Source organism: Guyparkeria sp. SB14A (assembly GCF_005096345.1).
Classification (GTDB): domain Bacteria; phylum Pseudomonadota; class Gammaproteobacteria; order Halothiobacillales; family Halothiobacillaceae; genus Guyparkeria; species Guyparkeria hydrothermalis.
On sequence record NZ_SWAW01000064.1, the window covers coordinates 1 to 1244 of the forward strand.

General features: G+C 59.9%; 1 protein-coding gene. It reads right to left on the bottom strand.

Features of this window, described 5'->3' with window-relative positions:
* Positions 1-10 precede the first annotated feature (10 nt).
* Positions 11-1173, bottom strand: a protein-coding gene (locus tag FAZ79_RS11265; RefSeq protein WP_136868052.1) for an IS3 family transposase whose coding sequence is annotated in 2 segments (ribosomal slippage) — positions 11-921 and positions 921-1173 — 1164 coding nt in all. Because the reading frame shifts where the segments join, the coding sequence is not laid out codon by codon here.
* Between the last annotated feature and the right edge of the window lie 71 nt (positions 1174-1244).

A 1244-nucleotide genomic window follows, 5' to 3' on the forward strand; every position in this document is an offset into this window, starting at 1 on the left:
CTTGTAGTGGTCAAGCGATCTTGGACAGTGAGTTGAGTTTTTCTTCAGCCATTGCCGGAGTGTCCCCGTCGAGATATTGATGCGGCCGGACCGAGTCGTAGTAGCCCATCAGGTATGCCCCGGCATCTCGTCGAGCGGCACTGATTGATTCGTAGCCGCCGCGTGGCATCCACTCACTCTTCAAGCTTCGGAACAGCCGCTCCATCGGGGCGTTGTCCCAGCAGTTGCCTCGCCGACTCATGCTCTGCTGAAAGCCACGCCGTGACAGGGCTGCCATGTAGGATGCCGCAGCGTACTGAACACCTTGATCGGAATGGAACATCACCCCACGGGGGTGACCGCGTTGCTGCCAAGCGTGGGACAAGGCGCTCTCCGTCAGGCGGGCATCCGGACGGTCGGAGACGGCCCAGCCCACGACACGGCGGGCGAATAGGTCCATGACCACGGCGAGATAGCACCATCGACCATCCGCCCAGATATACGTGATGTCGCCACACCAGACTTTGTCGGGGCGGTCGACGGCGAACGCACGAGCAAGTCGATTGGGCACATCAGGCTTCTCGTGTTGAGCGTGCTTGTAGGGCGCCTTGCGGGGTTGCCGGCTGACCAGATTGGCTTCCTGCATTAACCGGCGAACCTTGAAACGACCGATCTCGACGCCATCGGTGGCGAGTCGGGTACGCAAGGTACGGCTGCCGGCCGAACCACGACTCTCGTTAAAGCAGCGAGTGACATGTGTCCGGAGCGCAAGGCGCTCGGCATCGATGCCTCGCCGCCGGCACTGCCGGTAGTGGTAATAACTCGATCGAGCAACACCCAGCGCCTGGCAAGCAATGGCTACGCTGCCGTGCTCCCTCAGCCGGTCGATCAACGAGAACGTCGTGTCTCGTCCCCGACCAAGAGAGCGGTAGCCTTTTTTAGAATCGTTTTCTCCTGCTCAAGGCGTCGTACCTGGGCTTCGAGCTCAGCAATGCGGCGATGCTCTGGACCGAGAGGCGAGCGTGCCTCAGGCATCTCACCGGAACGCTCAGCCTCAACCTGGTTGATCCAGCTACGCATGGCTGTATCGCTCACATTGAGCGATTCGCAGGCCTCCCGTACGGAATAGTCCTGATCAAGCACCAGGCTGGCTGCTTCCAGTTTGAACTCCGGAGAGAAATGTCGTCGTCCCATCTCGGTACACCTCATGGTCATGGTGGCAAATTACCACCTATCGGGGTGTCCAAGATCAGTGAACCACTTCA